21 protein-coding genes are annotated in these 17,816 nt (G+C 70.6%); 10 read left to right on the top strand and 11 right to left on the bottom strand.

Annotated features, from left to right (window positions below; translation table 11 throughout):
• Positions 1–227: 227 nt before the first annotated feature.
• Positions 228–455 carry a hypothetical protein gene (locus EDD27_RS58135; protein ID WP_277750804.1) on the bottom strand — a complete coding sequence of 76 codons (228 nt, stop codon included), beginning with the start codon at positions 453–455 and terminating at the stop codon, positions 228–230.
• A 56-nt stretch (positions 456–511) separates the two neighbouring features.
• Here EDD27_RS58135 and EDD27_RS45515 point away from each other — a divergent pair, with 56 nt between their 5' ends.
• Positions 512–844: a hypothetical protein gene (locus EDD27_RS45515; protein WP_127938565.1), complete on the top strand. Its 333-nt coding sequence runs from the start codon at positions 512–514 to the stop codon at positions 842–844.
• Positions 845–1,282: 438 nt separating this feature from the next.
• On the opposite strand, the gene EDD27_RS45510 is transcribed toward EDD27_RS45515, so the two are convergent.
• On the bottom strand, positions 1,283–2,182 hold the full coding sequence (locus EDD27_RS45510; protein ID WP_127938561.1) for an aminoglycoside phosphotransferase family protein: 900 nt from the start codon (positions 2,180–2,182) through the stop codon (positions 1,283–1,285).
• 343 nt (positions 2,183–2,525) lie between these two features.
• Entirely contained in the window at positions 2,526–2,756 is a 231-nt protein-coding gene (locus tag EDD27_RS45505; protein WP_127938559.1) for a hypothetical protein, read from the bottom strand.
• A 171-nt stretch (positions 2,757–2,927) separates the two neighbouring features.
• On the opposite strand from EDD27_RS45505, the gene EDD27_RS45500 reads away from it, so the two are divergent.
• Together EDD27_RS45500 and EDD27_RS45495 are read left to right on the top strand one after the other, a co-directional pair.
• Positions 2,928–3,587 (top strand): response regulator transcription factor, encoded by a 660-nt coding sequence (locus EDD27_RS45500; RefSeq protein WP_127938556.1) that lies wholly within the window; start codon positions 2,928–2,930, stop codon positions 3,585–3,587.
• The gene (locus tag EDD27_RS45495; protein WP_127938553.1) at positions 3,587–4,705 is read left to right on the top strand and encodes a sensor histidine kinase; all 1,119 of its coding nucleotides are present in this window, start codon (positions 3,587–3,589) and stop codon (positions 4,703–4,705) included. Before EDD27_RS45500 ends, EDD27_RS45495 begins: the two co-directional genes overlap by 1 nt.
• Positions 4,706–4,746: 41 nt before the next feature.
• Here EDD27_RS45495 and EDD27_RS45490 read toward each other — a convergent pair whose 3' ends face one another.
• Positions 4,747–4,941 (bottom strand): hypothetical protein, encoded by a 195-nt coding sequence (locus EDD27_RS45490; RefSeq protein WP_127938550.1) that lies wholly within the window; start codon positions 4,939–4,941, stop codon positions 4,747–4,749.
• Positions 4,942–5,055: 114 nt separating this feature from the next.
• Here EDD27_RS45490 and EDD27_RS45485 point away from each other — a divergent pair, with 114 nt between their 5' ends.
• Positions 5,056–5,433, top strand: a complete 378-nt coding sequence (locus tag EDD27_RS45485) for a VOC family protein (protein WP_127938548.1) — start codon at positions 5,056–5,058, stop codon at positions 5,431–5,433.
• 376 nt (positions 5,434–5,809) lie between these two features.
• Here EDD27_RS45485 and EDD27_RS55010 read toward each other — a convergent pair whose 3' ends face one another.
• The 3 genes from EDD27_RS55010 to EDD27_RS45475 all read right to left on the bottom strand — a co-directional run bounded on the left by EDD27_RS55010 (position 5,810) and on the right by EDD27_RS45475 (position 7,822).
• Entirely contained in the window at positions 5,810–5,977 is a 168-nt protein-coding gene (locus tag EDD27_RS55010) for a hypothetical protein (RefSeq protein ID WP_164904078.1), read from the bottom strand.
• Position 5,978: 1 nt separating this feature from the next.
• Complete coding sequence (locus tag EDD27_RS45480; RefSeq protein WP_127938546.1) at positions 5,979–6,401, bottom strand: organic hydroperoxide resistance protein; 423 nt, start codon at positions 6,399–6,401, stop codon at positions 5,979–5,981.
• Positions 6,402–7,000: 599 nt separating this feature from the next.
• Positions 7,001–7,822: a helix-turn-helix transcriptional regulator gene (locus EDD27_RS45475; protein ID WP_127938544.1), complete on the bottom strand. Its 822-nt coding sequence runs from the start codon at positions 7,820–7,822 to the stop codon at positions 7,001–7,003.
• 100 nt (positions 7,823–7,922) lie between these two features.
• Here EDD27_RS45475 and EDD27_RS45470 point away from each other — a divergent pair, with 100 nt between their 5' ends.
• Positions 7,923–8,660 carry an SDR family oxidoreductase gene (locus EDD27_RS45470; protein ID WP_127938541.1) on the top strand — a complete coding sequence of 246 codons (738 nt, stop codon included), beginning with the start codon at positions 7,923–7,925 and terminating at the stop codon, positions 8,658–8,660.
• 255 nt (positions 8,661–8,915) lie between these two features.
• On the opposite strand, the gene EDD27_RS45460 is transcribed toward EDD27_RS45470, so the two are convergent.
• Complete coding sequence (locus tag EDD27_RS45460; protein ID WP_127938535.1) at positions 8,916–9,911, bottom strand: aldo/keto reductase; 996 nt, start codon at positions 9,909–9,911, stop codon at positions 8,916–8,918.
• Positions 9,912–10,064: 153 nt separating this feature from the next.
• Here EDD27_RS45460 and EDD27_RS45455 point away from each other — a divergent pair, with 153 nt between their 5' ends.
• The 5 genes from EDD27_RS45455 (at position 10,065) to EDD27_RS45435 (ending at position 14,099) form a co-directional block, all read left to right on the top strand.
• Positions 10,065–10,931, top strand: a complete 867-nt coding sequence (locus EDD27_RS45455; RefSeq protein WP_127938532.1) for a helix-turn-helix transcriptional regulator — start codon at positions 10,065–10,067, stop codon at positions 10,929–10,931.
• 213 nt (positions 10,932–11,144) lie between these two features.
• Positions 11,145–12,101 (top strand): D-alanine--D-alanine ligase family protein, encoded by a 957-nt coding sequence (locus EDD27_RS45450; RefSeq protein WP_127938530.1) that lies wholly within the window; start codon positions 11,145–11,147, stop codon positions 12,099–12,101.
• Positions 12,098–13,477, top strand: coding sequence for a UDP-N-acetylmuramoyl-tripeptide--D-alanyl-D-alanine ligase (locus EDD27_RS45445; protein ID WP_127938527.1), 1,380 nt, complete (start codon positions 12,098–12,100; stop codon positions 13,475–13,477). Before EDD27_RS45450 ends, EDD27_RS45445 begins: the two co-directional genes overlap by 4 nt.
• Before the next feature lie 30 nt (positions 13,478–13,507).
• Entirely contained in the window at positions 13,508–13,882 is a 375-nt protein-coding gene (locus EDD27_RS45440) for a tyrosine-type recombinase/integrase (RefSeq protein WP_338324699.1), read from the top strand.
• Positions 13,860–14,099, top strand: a complete 240-nt coding sequence (locus EDD27_RS45435) for a helix-turn-helix domain-containing protein (protein ID WP_241564603.1) — start codon at positions 13,860–13,862, stop codon at positions 14,097–14,099. The genes EDD27_RS45440 and EDD27_RS45435 overlap by 23 nt, the downstream gene beginning before the upstream one ends.
• A gap of 13 nt (positions 14,100–14,112) precedes the next feature.
• Here the strand turns inward: EDD27_RS45435 and EDD27_RS45430 are convergent, their stop codons facing one another.
• From EDD27_RS45430 to EDD27_RS45420, 3 genes are read right to left on the bottom strand one after another with little or no spacing between them, the layout of a single operon-like run.
• Positions 14,113–16,284, bottom strand: coding sequence for a xanthine dehydrogenase family protein molybdopterin-binding subunit (locus tag EDD27_RS45430; RefSeq protein ID WP_127938525.1), 2,172 nt, complete (start codon positions 16,282–16,284; stop codon positions 14,113–14,115).
• Entirely contained in the window at positions 16,281–17,264 is a 984-nt protein-coding gene (locus EDD27_RS45425) for an FAD binding domain-containing protein (RefSeq protein ID WP_127938522.1), read from the bottom strand. The genes EDD27_RS45430 and EDD27_RS45425 overlap by 4 nt, the downstream gene beginning before the upstream one ends.
• Positions 17,261–17,725: a (2Fe-2S)-binding protein gene (locus EDD27_RS45420; protein WP_241564922.1), complete on the bottom strand. Its 465-nt coding sequence runs from the start codon at positions 17,723–17,725 to the stop codon at positions 17,261–17,263. The genes EDD27_RS45425 and EDD27_RS45420 overlap by 4 nt, the downstream gene beginning before the upstream one ends.
• Positions 17,726–17,816 lie beyond the last annotated feature (91 nt).

Here is a 17,816-nt window from a genome sequence, read left to right as displayed (position 1 = left end):
GGTGCCGGGCCCTGCGCGTGGTCATCCCGGTGGCTCAGGCGGTGCGCTTGGCCCAGAAGTGCACGCCGATCGGCCCGAACAGCGACAGCGCGGTGGCTTGGGACGACTGGCTCTGCCCAAGGTGCCGGAGGGTGGCGACGTTCTTGGTCGGCAGAGTGCCGCCAGGACCTGACCCCGCGGTGGGGTGGAACCACTTCTGGCTGTCGGTGTTGTCGTTACAAGGTGCGCTACTTCACCGCGGCCGACCTGGTTGAGACGCGCTCTATCGGGGTCTGGCCGACAACTCCGTCGGCCGCGTGATCGAGAACCTGCTCCGCGACGACCTCGTGATAGACGAGGTGGGCTTCGCCCCGCTGGACGACACCGGCGCGCAGTTGCTCTTCCCGTTCGTGGACGCCGGAGGCCGGGACGGCCAGGAAGCGCTCGACGATGTCGGCGGGCCCCGTCCACAGCACGGAGTGTTCCTGGCTTTCCAGCCAAAGACGCCAAAGGTGTCGGCCGGTAGGAGTCGATGAAGATCTCCGTGAGCGCGTCGAAGGCTCTGGTGCTCGATTCGCTGCTGCGCTCGCCTTCGCCCAGTGCCCTGGCGGTAGCCGCGTGGGCGATGTACGAGACGCTGATGCCCCACGCCCTGGGCGGCGGGCGAGCTCCGGCGTACGCGCGGCGCTGCTGGGTTGCCGACGCGCTGGGCGTTAACGAGAAGACCTTGGATGGCGCACGCCGCCAGCTGTTGGCCAGCGGCCCGGGCGGATCTGCTGTCGGCCTCCCTCACATCCGATCAGCGCATTTCCCCGGCCGCGTGGCGGTTGTACGCGCTGGTGCTGGCCAACCAGCGCAAGGCTGACCAGCTGAAGGCCTCCGCCGGCCACCGGGGCGGCTTGCTGGGCGCCTCGGCCGATACCGGCCGGCGCAGGCTCCGGGAACTGGAACGCGCGGGCCTGGCCGAGGTCACCCAGCGCCGCGGCGGCCGCCGAGTACCGCCCACGACTGGGTCGAGCACCCGGCCGCGCTCACCGACCAGCTGCGTAAGGGCGGCACGCTCGTCCCCCGGCACTGGGACCACCGCAAGTTGTACCACGCTCTGATGGAGGCTCTCGTGGTGCTGGGCGAGGCTCACCCAGGCAACGGGCTGGACGAGCTGGCGGCACGGCGCTGAAACCCCGTGTGCTTTCTTGTCCTGTCCGCGTGAACGTTGCGAGTTCCGGACTTACTTTGCGAGAGACCTTGCGACGTTCGGATCGGCTCTGCGACGCAATGGAGGGTGCGATTGCCGATGGAGTGCCTAGCCGATGAGGGCCTCGGTGATCTGACGGGTGGTCTGCGCGGCGACCCGGGGATTGACGGCGGCGTAGGAAATGTAGGCGTTCAGGCCGGTGGCCAAGGCCCAGCCGCGGCCCCGGGTCCAGGTGGCGTCGTCCACGCCGAGCGCGGCGCGGAAGGCGGCCCGGCTCTCGGCCGACATCAGGGTGAAGGCGATGGTCAGGTCGCAGGCTGGGTCACCGATGCCGAGCCCGCCGAAATCGATGACCGCACTGAGGCGGCCGTCGACGGTCAGCAGATTGCCGGTGTGGAAGTCGCCATGGAACCAGGCCGGAGGGCGATCCCATGCGGGGGCGCTCAATGCCGCGTTCCACAACTCGGTCATCGCCGCGGTGTCGAACGCGCCGTCGACTTCCGCGATGGCGGCCCGCGTCGCCTGATCCCGGTCCGCCAACGGTGGGGCCGTGAGCTCGTAGCGGGTCTCCTCCGCCGGGATGTCTTCGGGCGCGAACCGCTGAAGGGCGGTCAGGAACTCCGCCAGTTCGACGGCCGCCCCGGACGAGTCGGCGAGCGCCTCGACTGTCGCCACCTCGCCCTCCAGCCAGCGGGACACTGCCCACCGCCACGGATAGCCGAAGTCGGGCTCACCCACTCCCATTGGTACCGGGATGGTCAGCGGTAGTTGTGGGGCGAGCCGGGGCAGCCACTCATATTCCTTCTCAGCCTGTCCGATGGCGCCGGCGTGGCGGGGCAGCCGGACGGACAGTTCCTCGCCCAGCCGGTAGATCACATGGTCCGAGCCGGCGGGCTCGAGCAGTTCCAAGGGCAACTCGGCCCACTGCGGGAACTGCGTATCGACCAGGTCCCTGACCAGTGCGGTATTGATCGGGGGACGGGTGTCCGCGGTTCTCGTGGTTGCCAAGAGCAGTTCCTCCGGTCGGCTCGCTCCATGCAGCGGGCGGCTGGCACTCATCACAGTGCACCTCGGGCTCGCCTGTCGACCGGATTTTTCGCTGAACTGGCCGGTTCTCGTGCATCGCAGACCCCCGAGTCGAGCACGGGGTCGAGCACGGGTGTGTAGTCCCGAGAGATAGTTGACGTTTCTGTCCCACGACATGTTTGGCGGATGCGCTAGGAAACATGACCGACCTTGCGGGGTCGGGCGGCATTGATGCTGCGGACGGGTCGGGTGGTGGTCCGTCGGACGGTGCGGGTGTCCTCGGGCAGGCACGCGCCCGCGCACCTCCGTGCGCGGGCGCGTTCGGTCATTTCGCCGGGACCGCCGGGACGGCCGGCACGCACAGCGGGCCGTCGCCAGGCTCCTGCTTTCCGTCGTCGGCGGCTGGGGCGGGGTTCGGCCCGACCGCCGACGTCAGCGGGCCGGGCGCCCCGCAAGTGCTGCCGTTGCCCGCCGAGGCGTACGCCACCCCGGCAGCGGTGAGCCCGCCCAGGACCAGGACAGCGATCACTGCCGCCGGCTTGAGTCGTGCTTTCATTCACTTCTCCTGTTCGTCGGTGTCCGAGCACCGCCCATTGAGCCAGCAGAGGCATTCGGCCAAGGTTTGGAAACCGGGTCATCGACGCGGTCCGCGAGCGAACGCCGGCCAAACACCGCTTCGGCCAGGATGGGCCGCAGAAGTGACGGGCACGGTGAAGGGAGTGGGCCGGTGCGGGTTTTGATTGCCGAGGACGAAGCACTGCTGGCGCGGACCCTGATGGCGGGCCTGCGTCGCGAGGCCATGGCGGTGGACCTGGCTCCCGACGGAGCCGCGGCGCTGGAGCGGCTCGCCGTCACCGCGTACGACGTGCTGATTCTGGACCGCGACCTGCCCCTCGTGCACGGTGACGAGGTGTGCCGGAGACTGGTCGAGAGCGGTGCGGCATGCCGCATCCTGATGCTGACCGCGGCGCGGACGCTCGACGACACCGTCAGCGGGCTCGGCCTGGGCGCCGATGACTACCTGACCAAGCCGTTCCGGCTTCCCGAGCTGGTCGCGAGGGTGCGGGCGCTGCACCGGCGCCCGGCCCAGACCCGCCCGCCGGTGCTGACCGGCGCCGGGATACGGCTCGACCCGCACACCCAGCGCGTCAGCCGTGACGGCCGTGAGATCCGGCTGACCCGCAAGGAGTTCGCCGTGCTGGAGATCCTGCTCGTCGCCCAGGGCGGCGTGGTCAGCTCCGAGCACCTGCTGGAGAAGGCATGGGACGAACACGCCGACCCCTTCACCAATGCGGTGCGGATCACCGTGCACTCGCTGCGGCGCAAGCTCGGTGACCCGCCCGCGATCCACACCGAGATCGGCTCCGGCTACCGGCTGGCGCCGTGATGCGCCTGCGCCCTCGCCTGACCATCCGGGCCCGGCTCACCCTGCTGTACTGCGCCACCTTCACCGCAGGTACGGCCGCCGCGCTGGCCATCGTCTACCTGCTGATGTCCCACCTGCTCACGCCTGCCGTCGCCCCTACGCCGGCCCTGTCTCCAGGCGGGACAGCTCCGGTGCCAACCGGCGCAGGAACGCAGGTGCTCGACACGCTGCTGCTCGCCTCCGGGGTAGCGCTGGTGGTGTGCGCGCTGGGCGCCGCGGGCGTCGGCTGGCTCGTGGTCGGCCGCATGCTCGCCCCCATCCGCCGGATCACCGCCACCGCGGGGCGGATCGCCGGCGGGAGCCTGGATGAGCGGGTCTCGCTGCAAGGGCCGTACGACGAGCTCACGGAACTCGCCAATACCTTCGACAGCATGCTCTCCCGCCTCCAGGCCGCCTTCGAGGGGCACCGGCGCTTCGCCGCCAACGCCTCGCACGAACTGCTCACCCCGCTGGCCACCAGTCAGGCCCTCCTGGACCTCGCCGCGGCCGACCCGTCGGCCTGTGACCCGTCTACGCTGCTCGCCGAGCTGACCGAGGTCAACGAACGCAGCGAGCGGATCGTCACCGCGCTGCTCGACCTCGCCCGCGCCGAGAACGGCGTCGCCGCCACGGCACCCGCCGACCTGGCCGGCTTCGCCCGCGACGCCATCGCCATCACGGCAAGGGAGGCTGCCGAGCGTGGCGTGTCGGTGACCGCGCGGCTCGACACGGTACTGGTGGACGGCGATCCGACCCTGCTGCGCCAGCTCGCCGTCAATCTCGTGGCCAACGCGATCCGGCACAACCACCCCGGCGGCCTGGCCACGGTCGAAGTCGGCACCGACCAGCGCCAGGCCGTCATCACCGTCACCAACACCGGCCCGCGGGTCACCCCAGAGCGGGTGGAGGTGCTGTTCGAGCCCTTCGCACGCGGCACGGGCCGGACCCGCCAGGGCGACGCGGGGCGGCCCGGTGGGCATGGCCTCGGCCTCGCGATCGTCCGCGCGGTCGCCACCGCACACCGTGGCACGCTCACCGCGACCGCCAATCCCGGCGGCGGCCTCACCGTGCATGTACGCCTCGCCCGTTCCATTCAATGACCGCTCCCGCGTACGATGACGCCCCCGTACGCGTCGGGCCGCTACTCCACCCGGGAGGTCGGGCAGATCCGCTCCACCCCGCCGGCAAGATGCCTGCGATACGTGGTGAACGGCAGCCCCAGCCGCGCGGCGGCCGACTCCTGAGTGGACATGCCGCGCAGGTAGGCGGCCGCGACCGCACGATGGTGCTTCTCACCGCCCCGCTCCTTGCACAGCGCGTCGATGACCTGGGTCATCCAAACCCTGAGACGGCATTGGAGGCGCGCATGGGCTTGACCCGATGTCCAGCCGTACGGACCAAAGCTGGTCCTGGCGCATGGGCGAGCCCCGAGGCGGGTACCGGGAACCGCATGGCATGCCGTATCAGTGAACTGGTGATCGACTGTCGAGACCCCGAACTCCTTGCCGCGTTCTGGTGTGACGTGCTTGGCTACGTCGTCCTCGATCGGGTCGAGGGCAGCGTCGAGATCGGTCCTGAGGACGAAGGCTTCGGCGGACTCCGGCCGACGATCGTCTTCAGTCCGAGCGACCAGCCCAAGGCCGGCAAGCTGCCGCTGCATATCGACGTGAATCCCACCGATCGTGACCAGGATGAAGAGCTCGAGCGCCTGCTGGCTGTCGGCGCCAAGCCCGCCGACGTGGGTCAGACGGGCGAGGAATCCTGGTACGTCCTGGCCGATCCGGAGGGCAACGAGTTCTGCCTGCTGCGTCGGCGCTTGAGCGGCTGATTCGTGAACGGATGTCTGGACCTGCTAGCCGCTAGCCTGCTGGTCGCGGGCTAAAACGGGTGCTAGCGGGGTGCTAGCGCTAGCAGGGTCAGGTGCTAGTGCTAGCACCTGACGGCGGCGTTCCAACCCACGTAGGCGAGGCGCGGCCCGGGTCCTCTCCGGTGTGCCGGCCGCAAGACGCGTTCTGCTCCTGCGGCCCGGCTTCTCGTGGTCCTCTGTCGAGCGCCGCTTCCATGCCGATCACTGGCTCAGCACCTCGGCGGCTTCCGCATCAGAACACCTGGGCCAGGCACCCCAGGGCGACGGCCACCACGATCGTGGCCACCGCCAGCGCTCTCACGGTTTTGGGGATGCGCATCACGATGCCCCTCCAGGTTCATAGGCAGTACCTCACGAGCCATTCGTCCGCGTCGTAGGCCCGCTGCGCGGGGTCCGGCGTGGTGGCTGCGCGCTCTTCGACCGTGTCCTCGAGCCGGACCCGCTCGGGCAGCCGGCCGAAGCGGGCACGCCGCGCGGTCTCGGCGGCGTCCTGCACGGGTCGCACCTCAGGCGGCTTTCGCGTTGATGGTGACCGGGATGTTGCCGCGGGTCGCCTTGGAATAGGGGCAGATCTGGTGGGCCGCGGCGCCGAGCTCCTCGGCCGTCTGCTGGTCCACGCCTCCGAGCTCCAGGTTGAGCACGGCGCTGAGGCTGAACCCGCCGTCGTCGCCGTGCAGGGTCACCTCCGCGGTGATGGCCGTGCTCGTCAGCGTGACCTTGCGCTGCGCCGCCGCCCTTCTGACCGCGCCGAGGAAACAGGAGCCCCAGCCCGCGGCGAACAACTGCTCCGGGTTCGTGGCCCCACCCGCTCCCCCGAGCTCCTTCGGGTAGGCGAGCGTGGTGTCGAGGAGGCCGTCGTCGGCCTGGACCCGGCCTCCGTTGCGGCCCTCTCCCGTGACGGTGACGACCCCGGTATAGCTGACAGCCATGGCTTTTCCCTTCTGGACTGGTGGACGTGCGCCGGGAACACATCGAGCGTCACCGGTTCAACTGGTGACGATACTGGCAGGCTTGCGCATCACCTGTCAAGACGGTGACGGCGTTAACGGAAGGGGGATGCGGCGGCCCTGCCAACGGGCGCGTAACCCGATCAAGACCCATGAGGCCGAGCGAGCGTAGCGGCACGGCCTCGGCGCACTCCCGATCGAGCGCCCCCTCATACCTCTCCCGCACCGTGCGGTCCGGCCGCTCGAACACGGTGTCCTGGGCCGGCAGACCGACGGCCAGCCCGAGCCGTCGCCGTGCCTCTCCCTCCGCAACCAGCGTGCCCTTGCCGGGCCGTTCGGGGCGATGAGGCCGGTGCGGCCGCCGACCACGGTGAAGGACAGGTGGCACGGCAAAGGGGACTAGCAGCCGCCGGGATCAGCGCGTGCCGGCGCGATCATCGGAGCGAGCAGCACGGACCGGCTTGACGCCAACCTCGCGGCCCTCGCCGTGATGCCGGTCGATCCGCCAAAGCCCATGGCTGAGAAGCAGCGGGTCTTACGCGATCCGCTGCGCCGTCTCCGCACAGCGCTCCAGGGGTGCGCTACCGGGCGGCGGTGGCGGCGAGCGTGCCGAGCAGCGCGATCGCGTCCGCGCTCGCGGAGCCGGGCTCGGCCTGGTAGACAACGAGCTGCTGCCCGGGCGCGGCCCGTACGTCGAAGGCCTGCATGCGCAGCGTGAGTTCGCCGACGTCGCGGTGGCGGAAGGTCTTCACCTCGGCTCGTTTGCCGCGGGCGTCGTTCCGCTGCCAAAGGGCGGCGAACTCCGGACTGCGTTCCAGCATCGAACCGAGCACCTCTCGTACGCGTGGATGGTGCGGGTCCTGCCCATGCAGCAGCCGGAAGCCGGCCACCGTGTTGACCGCGGCGGCCTCCCAGTCCGCGTAGAACGATCGCGCCTCCGGGTCGAGGAACACCTTGACCAGCAGGTTCGCCCCGCCACGGAACCCTTCGAAGAGCGCATACCCGAGCCGGTTGCCGGCCAAGACGTCGTAAGCTCTGCCGAGCACGAGCGCCGGGTTGTCCGGCCAGCCGTCCAGGAGTTGCAGCAGCTCGGGGTCCACCCGCTCAGGGGCGGATAGGGCGGGCCGTGGGGTCAGGCCGGCGAGCCGGAAGAGGTGCGAGCGGGCGTCGTCGTCGAGGCGCAGTGCGCTCCCCAGCGCGTCGAGTACCTGCGGTGACGGATTCCGCTCCCGCCCCTGCTCCAGTCGCACGTAGTAGTCCACGCTGACATCTGCCAGTAGGGCAACCTCTTCACGCCGCAGGCCCGTCACCCGCCGGCGTGGTCCGGCGGCCAGGTCGACGTCTTCGGGGCGCACGCGCGCCCGTCTGCTGCGCAGGAAGTCTCCCAAGGGCCGCTCGGTCATGCTCCCAGGGTAGGCCGGAACGAGCGGCCAAGGGTGGGTGCGGGACTCCTAGGCACACGGCGGCCTGTCGGGACGCAAGCGTACGCCCGAGTCTCGAAACATGACACAGACGCTGGAACGGAAAGTCGTATTGGTGACCGGCGCCAGCAGCGGCATCGGGGCGGCCACTGCCCGCACGCTCGCGACCGCCGGTCACCACGTGATCCTCACCGCCCGCCGCACCGACCGGATCAAGGCGCTCGCCGCGGACCTGACCACGGACGGCCACTCCGCAGAGGCCCGCCCGCTCGACGTCACCGACGCCGGCCAATTCCACGAAGTGGCCGAGGAGGTGGTGAACTCCCACGGGCGGCTGGACGTGCTGGTCGGCAACGCGGGGGTCATGCTCCTGTCCCGGCTGGACGCGCTCCTGGTCGAGGAGTGGGATCGGATGCTGGATGTCAACGTCCGCGGCCTGTTCAACGGAATCGCCGCCACTCTGCCGATCTTCCGCCGCCAAGGCGGCGGCCACTTCGTCACGGTCGCCTCGATCGGCGCCCACCAGGTCGTGGAGACCTCGGCGATCTACTCCGCGACGAAGTACGCCGCCTGGGCTCTCACCGAGGGGCTGCGCCTGGAATCGGAGCCAAGCATCCGGGTCACCACGATTTCACCGGGCGTCGTCGACACCGAGCTGGCCGACCACATCACCGACCCGTTCGCCGCCGAATCCATGCGCGAGTACCGATCCGCCTTGATCCGCCCCGAGGACATCGGGAACGCCATCGCCTACGCCCTCAACCAGCCCGCTGACGTCGACGTCAACGAGATCATCCTCCGCCCGTCCGCCCAACGCTGACGGACTCTGTGAAGGGCGGTAAATGGGCAAGACGTGGTTCATCACCGGCGCGTCCCGCGGCTTCGGACGCGCGTTCACCGCCGCCGCCCTGCTTCGCCCCTCCCGCCTCACCCCCAAGGACTGCCCACGACCGCTTGTACCTGCAAAGAACGTCCTGAGGGGCGGGCGGGCAGCGACCGCCGGTCGGGGCCCGCATGACGGCGACCGGCCGGGCCGCGGGCTGATCCACTACATATTGCTGTCGGGAAGCCGGGCTCAGTTGCCTACGCCGAGGTTGGACATGAACGCGGACGGGTAGCGGTCGCCGCGTGCCGCGCCGGGCGGCACGGCCTTGTCGATGTCGGTGAGGTCGTCCGTGGTGAGGTTCAGGTCCATCGCGGGCAGCGCCTCGGCCAGCCGTTCGCGGGTGCGAGCGCCGATCAGCGGCACGATGTGCTCGTCCTGTGTGGCCACCCAGGCGATGGCCAGCTGGGCGACGGTGCAGCCTTTCGCCTCGGCGACCCGGCGCAGGGCGTCCACGAGGGCGAGGTTGTGTTCCACGTTCTCGCTGGAGAACCGGGGGCTGAAGCCGCGGCTGTCGCCGGGGCCGGCGGTGTGGCCGGCGGTCCAGTGTCCGGAGATGAGGCCGCGGCTGAGGACGCCGTACGCGGTCAGGCCGATGCCGAGCTCCCGCAGTGTGGGCAGAATGTCGGCCTCCACGGCGCGGGAGATGAGCGAGTATTCGATCTGCAGGTCGGTGATCGGGTGCACGGCGTGCGCGCGGCGGATCGTCGCCGCGTCGACCTCCGAGAGCCCGATGTGGCGCACATGTCCAGCGTCGACCATCTCTTTGATCGCGCCCACCGTCTCCTCGATCGGTACCGCGGGGTCCAGCCGGGCGGGACGGTAGATGTCGATGTGGTCGGTGCCCAGCCGGGTCAGTGAGTAGGCCAAGAAGTTCTTCACCGCCTCGGGACGGCCGTCTTGCCCCCCGAACTCGTGGCCCGGCCCCCGCAGCATGCCGAACTTGACGCTCAGCTGGTAGCTGTCGCGGTCCCGGCCGCGCAGTGCCTGGGCGAGCAGCAACTCGTTGTGGCCCATGGCGTAGAAGTCGCCGGTGTCGATCAGTGTGACGCCTGCGTCCAGGGCGGCGTGCACGGTGGCGATGCTCTCCGCGCGGTCGGCCGCGCCGTAAGCGCCCGACATGCCCATGGCACCCAGGCCCAGCGCGGAAACGGCCGGTCCGGTGCGGCCCAGGGTTCGTGTCTGCATCACGTTCTCCCTCGTGATCGATGTCGTTGTCGATGTCCTTGCCGATGTCGCTCCCCCAACTCTTGGCCCGGGCCGGGACGGGCGGAAGCGGAGCGTTCATCATGGGAGAGCCGCTCCCTGGCTCGGCTCGCCGCCGCGATGCAGGATGAAGCCATGGAACGTGAGCAGCTCGCCGACTTTCTGCGCCGCCGCCGGGAGGCGATCCGCCCGGCCGAGGTGGGCCTCGCCGACAGCCCCCGCCGCCGCACCATCGGCCTGCGCCGGGAAGAGGTGGCGATGCTCGCCGGCATGTCGGTGGACTATGTCGTACGCCTTGAGCAGGGCCGCAGCAGTCAGCCCTCGACCCAGCTGCTCGGCGCGCTCGCCCGGGCGTTGCGTCTGTCCGATGACGAGCGCGACCACCTGTTCCACCTGGCCGGGCACCGGCCCCCGCCGGCCGACGGGGTGGCGCGCTTGGCCCGTGCCGGCCTGATGCGCATGCTCGACCTGCTCGGCGACACCCCGGCCTTGGTGCTGTCCGACCTGGGCGAGATCCTTGCCAAGAACCGGATGGCCGTCCTGCTGACGGGCGAGCACACCGGCTTGTCCGGCGACCGGCGCTACATCGTCTACCGCTGGTTCACCGAGCCCGCCGCCCGCGCCGCCTGCCCGCCCGAGGAGCAGGAGCATCAGGCCCGTCAGTTCGTGGCCGACCTGCGCGCGGCCGCCGGCCGCCGGTCCGGCGACCCTACGGTCACCGGGCTCGTCGACCGTTTGCAGGCCGCCAGCGCCGACTTCCGCCGGCTCTGGGCCGAGCACGAGGTGGCGGTCCGGCGCGCCGACCGCAAGACCATCCTGCACCCGCGGGTGGGCCGCCTGCTGATGGACTGCGAGACCCTGGTCACCCCCGATCAGGGTCAGCAGCTGCTCGTGCTCACCCCGGCGGACGCCGAGACCCGCGAGCGGCTGGAGCTGCTGCGGGTGCTCGGCATCGAGGAGTTCCCCACGGGGGGCCATGGGCACGCCCAGGCCACCGTCTGACGCCCCTGGGAAACTCCTCCGCCGACGCCAGTTGACACCCGGCCACTGTCCGAGACCGCGAGACAACGGGTGCTTTTTGGCCAGGAACTGGATAGCGAATGGCCTGGCAACTGGTCAGGCGAAGAGCCGACACTCAGCAGGCTGGTCCTGCGACGGCGAACACCGTGCCGCTGGCGGCGCCGTCTCCGTGCCACTGAGGAAGGCTGATCGATCGTGACTGAACGCGTGCGCGTGGCTGTGCTGGCGGGTGGGCCGTCCGCCGAGCATGAGGTGTCGCTGCAGTCGGCGCAGGCCGTGCTCGATGCTCTGCCGAGGGATCTGTACGAGCCCGTCGCCGTCATCATCGACCGGCAGGGCAGGTGGCCGGTGGAGCTGCGGCGGGATCTGGTGGATGTGGTCTTTCCCGTGCTGCACGGGCCGTTCGGTGAGGACGGCGTGGTTCAGGGTCACCTGCAGACGCTGGGCATCCCGTACGTGGGCTGCGGCGTGCTGGCCTCGGCCGTGGCCATGGACAAGGTCGCGATGCGGCGCACGTTCCTGGCGGAGGACATTCCCGTCACCCCGTATGTGTGGTTCACCGAGCAGGAGTGGCGCGCCACCACCGACCACTGGCATCTGGTGAAGTCGCTCGAGTGGCCGATGTACGTCAAGCCGGCCAACATGGGCTCCTCCATCGGCATCTCGCGTGTCTGCTCCCTGGAGGAGCTGCGCGCGGGCGTGGATCTGGCGCTGGCCTACGACCGGGTGGTCGTCGTGGAGCAGGGCGTGAGGGCGCGCGAGCTCATTTGCGGCGTGCTCGGCGGCTATGACACGCCGGATGCGTCGGTGCCCGGCGAGCTCATCGTGCCCGGCGACTGGCTGGACTATGAGGCCAAGTACCTCAGCCAGGCCGAGATCGCCGCCATCCCTGCCGTGCTGCCGCAACGGGTGGCCGAGGACGTGCGTGAGCTGGCGCTGCGCGCCTTCCGGGCGGTCGGCGGCTACGGCCTGTCCCGGGTCGACTTCCTGTATGAGGAGGACACGGGACGCCTGTATGTGCTGGAGATCAACACGATGCCCGGCTTCACCGCCCGTTCCGTCTATGCCAGGGCCTGGGCCGCAACCGGTGTCGCCTACCCGGATCTGCTGCGCCGCCTCATCGACCTCGCCTTCGCCAGGAGCGGCTCGTGATCCCGATGACGCTGGAGGAGATCGCGCGGGTCGTCGGCGCGAGCCTGCACGACGTGCGCGATGCGCGGGCGCTGGTGACGGCGCCCGCGGCGGTCGATTCGCGTGAGGTGGTGCCTGGCGGGCTGTTCGCCGCGACGGCCGGCGCCCGCGTCGATGGTCACGACTATGCGGCCGCTGCCGTCGCGGGCGGCGCCGTCGCCGTGCTGGCCGCAAGGCCCGTCGGCGTGCCCGCCCTCGTGGTCGGGGACGTTCAGATCGCGCTCGGCCTGCTGGCCAGGCATGTGCTCGGGCACATCAGCCCGGTCGTGATCGGCGTGACCGGCTCGGTGGGCAAGACCACGACCAAGGACCTGCTGGCCCAGGTGCTGGAGCGGCAGGCGGCGACCATCGCCACCGACCGGTCGTTCAACAACGAGCTGGGGCTGCCGCTCACGGTGCTCCGTGCCGATGCCGCCACCCGATATCTGGTGCTGGAGATGGGTGCGGGCCGCAAGGGCGACCTGAGGTATCTGACCGGGCTCGCCCCGCCTCAGGTCGGGCTGGTGCTCAATGTCGGCACCGCGCACGTGGAGCGGATGGGAGGCGGGCTGGCCGACGTGGCCGAGGCCAAGGGCGAGCTGGTCGAGGCGGTTGCGGCGGACGGGTTCGCGCTGCTCAACGCCGACGATCCGTACGTGATGGGCATGGCCGGCCGTACCAGGGCCCGGATCCTGTTGTACGGCAGGTCAGGCAAGGCGGCGGTGCGGGCTGAAGACGTGCGGATGGACGGGCGCGCGCGAGCGGCGTTCGAGCTGGTGACGCCGTCGGGCCGCGCCCCGGTCGAGCTCGACCTCATCGGCGAGCACCAGGTGAGCAACGCCCTGGCCGCTGCCGCTGTGGCCACCGCACTCGGGCTGGGCGTCGCCGAGATCGCCGATGGGCTGAACGCCGCACGGCGGCGCTCCACGGGCCGGCTGGAGATCGTCGAACGTTCTGACGGCATCACCATCGTCAACGACGCCTACAACGCCAACCCCGAATCCATGCGGGCCGGGTTGCGGGCGGCCAAGGCCCTGGCCGGCGCCCGTCGTACCGTCGCCGTGCTCGGCGCGATGGGGCAGCAGGCGGAGGCCTCCCGCGCCCGGCACGCGGAGATCGGCCGGCTCGTCGCCGACCTCCGCTTCGACGTGCTGATCGCGGTCGGAGCAGGGGATCCCCTCGCGATGGCGCAGGCGGCGCAGTCCTCGGACCAGGGCGTGGCCGTCCACACCGTCGAGGACGTGACCGGGGCCATCAGGCTGGCCACAGCGCTTCTCGAACCGGGAGACGTGGTGCTCGTCAAGGCCTCCAGCGAGATCGGGCTCAGTGCCTGCGCCCGTGCACTGGCCGGCGCCTGACCGGCAGAGCGCCGGTTCGGCTGTCTGCACGTGAGGTCCGGCAGGCTGATCAGGGGCCTTGCGCCACAGCGGCGAACGGTGGTCAGCCTGATGCCGTGGGCGGTGGAAGCGGTCCAGGACTACCTCAACCATGTCCGGCCTCGGTACCGCGGCAACCACCAGCACGCGCTCTGGCTGACCGAGCGGGGCAGCCGCATGGGAACCAGGGAGATCGAGGATCGGTTCGCGGTCTACCGGGACGCGCTCGGCCTGGACAAGGCGTTGACGCCGCACTGCATGCGCAGCGCGTACATGGCTCATCTCCTTCAGGACGGCGCCGATCTGGCGTTCGTGCAGGAGCAGGTCGGGCATCGCTTCGCCGCGACGACCGCGACCTGCGTCCGTGCGGCGGAGGGAACGTCGTGACGCGAGGTTCGACTACCGCTGGCATCTGCGCGCCGTGATGGCCAGCCGCGGCATGTACGCCACTACCGACCTGCGACCGCTCCTGGCCGAACGGGGTTTCCAGCTGTCGCAGAGCCAGGTCTACCGGCTGGTCGCCCAGCGGCCGGAACGGCTGCGGGCCGACCCGCGCGCGTCCTGCCCGAATGAGTGGAGCCGCCTCGGCGAGGCCGGCTCGTGAGGTCCGCTGACGATCAGAGCAACTTGTCCTGGGTGAAGGGGACGTCTCGGAGGCGGCGGCCGATGGCGTGGTAGATCGCGTTGCCGATGGCCGCGGGTACTCCGGTTCCGGGTGTCTCGCCGAAGCCGCGGACCCCGAGCAGCTTGCTGTCCGGGTCCGACCGGTCCACGAACAACGCCTCCACCGACGGCGTGTCGGCGCAGACCGGGACCAGGTAGGTGGACAGGTTGGGGTTGACGACCCGCGCCGTGGTCGGGTCCACCATCGTGTGCTCCATCAGTGCGAAGCCGATGCCCCAGGTCACGCCGCCGATGACCTGCCCGCGCGCGGTCCGCTGGTTGAGCACGCGTCCCAGGTCGTGCGCGGTCACGACCCGGGTCACGCGCAGCCTGCCCAGCCTCGGCTGGATCCTGACCTCCACGAACACCGCGCCGAATGAGTGCCCGGGCGCGTTGTCCCCGTGTCCGCGGACCTCGACGGGGCGGCCGTGGCGGGCCATGACGTCGCGGTAGCTGTCCCTGCGGCCGCGGTCGCCGCGGGCGAACAGGCGGCCGTCCTCGGCCATGACGTCCTTGGCGGGCACACCGTGCAGCGGGGAGCGCGGGTCGGCGACGGCGAGCGCGATCACGGCGTCCCGCGCACTCTGCGCCGCCTGGGACACCGGCCCGACCACGCTGGGCATCGTGGACGACCCCGCCGACAGGGACGCGGGCGGGTACGTGGTGTCGCCGAGCAGCGTCGTGACGTGGCCGAGCGGCATGCCGAGCCCGTCCGCGGCGACCTGGGTGAGCACGGTGTAGGTGCCGGTGCCGATCTCCTGGGTGGCGGCCCGCAGGGTCGCCCGCCCGTCCAGCCCGATGGTGAGGCCGGCCTCGGACCGGATCCAGCCGTAGGTGTGGGTCTCGGTGGCCATGCCCCAGCCGACGTACTCGTCGCCGTCCCTGCTCGTCCCCGGTCTGGGGTTGCGACGGGCCCAGCCGAACGCCTCGGCCGCGGCCCGGTAGCACTCCAGCAGGTGCTTGTCGGCGTAGGGGCTGCCGGTCCGCGGGTTGACCGGGTTGTGGTTGCGTATCCGCAGCTCCACCGGGTCGATGCCGAGCTCGTAGCTCAGCTCGTCCATGGCGGTCTCCAGGCCGAAGTGCGCGGTCGTCTCCGGTGAGCGCATGTAGCTCGACGTCGGCAGGTCCAGCCGCACGCCCATCTGCCGTACGTGGACGTTCGGGCAGGCGTACAGGTGGAGCGTGGAGTCGCTGCCGTTGTAGACGTTCTCGTCGATGCGCGTCACCTGTGCCGTCGAGGTGTCGGCGATCGCGGTCAGAACGCCCTGCCGGGTGGCGCCGAGCCGGATGTGGTGACGGTACTCGGCGCGGTGACCGTTGGAGGTGTACATCTGCGCGCGCGACAGCACGAGCTTCACCGGCCGGCCGGCGAGCTGCGCCGCCGCCGCGGTGAGCAGCGTGTGCGGGTAGGTGGGGCCCTTGGCGCCAAAACCACCGCCCAGGTAGGGCGAGATGATCCTGACCTGGTCCGGCCTCATACGGAACGCGTCGGACACGGCTTTACGGGACAAGATCACGCCCTGGGTGCTCTCGTACAGGGTCAGCGTGCCGCCCTCCCAGACGGCGGTGGTGGTGTGCGGTTCGATCGGGTTGTGGTGCTGCATCGGGCTGCTGTAGGTCTGGTCGATGCGCACCTCGGCCTGTTCGAGCGCCGCGGCGGCGTCTCCGCGGGCGGTCTCGTTGAGCCTGTTGCGGAACGCGTCCGGCAGGAACGCCTCGTGGAGCGCGTCCGCCAGCCGCGTGACGGGATCCTCCGCCCGGTAGCGGACCTTCACCAGGTTGGCGGCCTCCTGCGCCTGCTCCAGGGTCTGGGCCAGGACGTACGCGACCGGCTGCCCGTTGTGGTGCACCCGCGTGTCCTGCATGGGAATGAAAGGCCTGTTGTACGGGAAGTCCGGCACCGTCAGCTTCGGCATGTCGGCATGGGTGTACACCGCGACGACCCCGGGATGCGCCAGCGCCGCCCTGGTGTCGATCTCCGTGACCTCGCCGCGGGCGATGGTGCTCATCACCAGGAAGCCGTGCAGCACGCCGGTCACCTCGTTGTCCGCGGCGTAGCGGGCGGCGCCGGTGACCTTCGCCCTGCCTTCCACGCGCGGCACACCCTGCCCGACCAGCCCGGTCATCGTACGCCTCCCAAATCGCTGAGGATGCTCACCAGCGCCCGCTGGACGAGCTCGACCTTGAACCTGTTCTCTTCGCGCGGCTCGGCGTCCCGGACCAGGATGCGACCCGCCTCGGCGATCGCCTGTCCGGTCAGCGGCCGGCCGCGCAACGCCGTCTCGACGCGGGTGTCCCGCCACGGGCGGGTGCCCACGCCGCCGAATGCCAGCCGCACGTCCTGCACCACGCGGCCCCTGGTCCGCAGCGCGGCCGCCACCGACACCACCGCGAACTCGAAGGTGGCCCGGTCGCGCAGCTTCAGGTATCGCGAATGCGCGGCCAGGGATGTGCGCGGCACGTCCACCCAGGTGATCAGCTCGCCTGGGCGCATCGCGGTCTCCTGGTCCGGTGTGGACCCGGGAAGGAGGTAGAAGTCGGCGATGGGGACGGCTCGGTCGCCGCCGGGACCGAGCAGGTGCGCGGTCGCGTCCAAGGCGATCAGCGCCACCGCCAGGTCCGAGGGATGGGTGGCGATGCAGTGGTCGCTGCCGCCCAGGATCGCGTGTCCCCGGTTGTGCCCGGTGATCGCCGGGCAACCGCTGCCAGGGACCCGCTTGTTGCATGCCGAGCCCGAGTCACGGAAATACCCGCACCTGGTGCGCTGCAACAGGTTCCCGCCGATCGAGGCCATGTTGCGGACCTGCGGTGACGCCGAGGCCAGCAACGCCTCCGACAGCACCGGGAACTCCCGCCGCACCCTGAAGTGCTCGGCGACCTGCCGCATTCTGGCCGACGCTCCGACGCGGAGCCTCCTGGAGTCGAAGGCGACACCGTCGATGCCGAGGTGGTTGACGTCAACGAGGTGGTCGTGGGTCTCCGCGCCGTCCCGCATCAGGTTCAGCAGGTCGGTGCCGCCCGCCACGAACGTCGAATCGGGTGTTCCGGCGGCGATCCGTACTGCCTCGGCCGGGCTGCCCGCGACCGTGTAACCGAAGGCCCTCACCGCCGCACCTCCTTCGCGGCGTCGGCGACCGCGGCGACGATGTTCTGGTAGGCCGCGCATCGGCACAGGTTCCCGCTCATCCACTCACGGATCTCCGCCTCCGAACCCGTATGCCCCTCGTCGATACAGGCCACCGCCGACATGATCTGACCGGGAGTGCACGCGCCGCACTGGAACGCGTCGTGCCGGATGAACGCCTCCTGCACCGGGTGCAGCTCCTCGCCCCGCGCCAGCCCCTCCACCGTGGTGACCTCGGCACCCTGCCGCATCACCGCCAGAGTCAGGCAGGACTTGACCCGCTCGCCATCGACCAGCACCGTGCACGCCCCGCACTCACCCCGGTCGCAGCCCTTCTTGGTGCCGGTCAGGCCCAACCGCTCACGCAACGCGTCCAGCAGCGTCACCCTCGGCTCCAGGACGACCTTGCGCGGTTGCCCGTTGACCGACAAGGCGACCTCCACCGACGACCCGGCGGCGACGGCGTACGCCTGAGCGGCGGCGACCTGGGGGGCCGCGGCGGCGGGAGCGGCGGCGATGCCCGTCCCGGCCGCG

This window comes from Nonomuraea polychroma (assembly GCF_004011505.1).
GTDB lineage: Bacteria > Actinomycetota > Actinomycetes > Streptosporangiales > Streptosporangiaceae > Nonomuraea > Nonomuraea polychroma.
Note: the sequence above shows the minus strand (reverse complement) of the source record. Positions and strands in the feature narration are given on the sequence as shown.

What these genes read in the sequence shown, in the direction of transcription:
- EDD27_RS45515 (WP_127938565.1), top strand. Translation starts at nt 512, where the DNA reads ATGAAGATCTCCGTGAGCGCGTCGAAGGCTCTGGTGCTCGATTCGCTG.
- EDD27_RS45505 (WP_127938559.1), bottom strand. Translation starts at nt 2,756, where the DNA reads ATGAAAGCACGACTCAAGCCGGCGGCAGTGATCGCTGTCCTGGTCCTG.
- EDD27_RS45495 (WP_127938553.1), top strand. Translation starts at nt 3,587, where the DNA reads ATGCGCCTGCGCCCTCGCCTGACCATCCGGGCCCGGCTCACCCTGCTG.
- EDD27_RS45490 (WP_127938550.1), bottom strand. Translation starts at nt 4,941, where the DNA reads ATGACCCAGGTCATCGACGCGCTGTGCAAGGAGCGGGGCGGTGAGAAG.
- EDD27_RS45485 (WP_127938548.1), top strand. Translation starts at nt 5,056, where the DNA reads ATGGCATGCCGTATCAGTGAACTGGTGATCGACTGTCGAGACCCCGAA.
- EDD27_RS45480 (WP_127938546.1), bottom strand. Translation starts at nt 6,401, where the DNA reads ATGGCTGTCAGCTATACCGGGGTCGTCACCGTCACGGGAGAGGGCCGC.
- EDD27_RS45475 (WP_127938544.1), bottom strand. Translation starts at nt 7,822, where the DNA reads ATGACCGAGCGGCCCTTGGGAGACTTCCTGCGCAGCAGACGGGCGCGC.
- EDD27_RS45470 (WP_127938541.1), top strand. Translation starts at nt 7,923, where the DNA reads ATGACACAGACGCTGGAACGGAAAGTCGTATTGGTGACCGGCGCCAGC.
- EDD27_RS45460 (WP_127938535.1), bottom strand. Translation starts at nt 9,911, where the DNA reads ATGCAGACACGAACCCTGGGCCGCACCGGACCGGCCGTTTCCGCGCTG.
- EDD27_RS45455 (WP_127938532.1), top strand. Translation starts at nt 10,065, where the DNA reads ATGGAACGTGAGCAGCTCGCCGACTTTCTGCGCCGCCGCCGGGAGGCG.
- EDD27_RS45430 (WP_127938525.1), bottom strand. Translation starts at nt 16,284, where the DNA reads ATGACCGGGCTGGTCGGGCAGGGTGTGCCGCGCGTGGAAGGCAGGGCG.